The 505-nt window shown below is 53.7% G+C and carries 1 protein-coding gene; it reads left to right on the top strand.

Annotation, left to right across the window (positions count from 1 at the left end):
* The coding region (locus ACLI09_RS18040) for a hypothetical protein (protein ID WP_411421038.1) at positions 1-505 on the top strand (505 nt) is incomplete at both ends.

Below are 505 nucleotides of genomic sequence, written 5' to 3'. Positions count from 1 at the left end.
TATTGACTACTATGCGATATGCGAGCCAAACAGCACGGGCTACACCCAGTTTAACCTGATGGGCCATATAACGGATATACTCACGGCAAACGGTGCCACCCCAGCGGATTACACCATCAGGTTCTACCTTAACGCCGCGGCGGAAGCTGCGGGTACGGCGCTGCCGCACGTGTATACCAATACCGTTATGACCCACCAGACGATACGGGTACATGTACAAAACAACATAACGGAGTGTGAACTTAGCCTTCCGCTGGATTTATATGCCGAGGAAGCCGCGATAGCCTACCCGATAACAGTCCACCAGACGATAACCGAGTGTGATTATGACGGTGCGAACGACGGCACGGTAAGCTACTTTAACCTAACGGATGCGGGCACCGAGGCACTGGGCATACAAAACCCGGCTGATTTTAGCGTGGAGTACTATACCACCGAGCTGGCAGCAGAGGCAGGCGACACCACTGACCTTACCACCTATATTGCAACGCCCACGGCCTATACG

The sequence above is a fragment of the Flavobacterium sp. RHBU_24 genome, assembly GCF_046613695.1.
Classification (GTDB): domain Bacteria; phylum Bacteroidota; class Bacteroidia; order Flavobacteriales; family Flavobacteriaceae; genus Flavobacterium.
The sequence above is the reverse complement of the archived record's forward strand: the minus strand, read 5'-3'. Positions and strand labels throughout refer to the sequence as shown.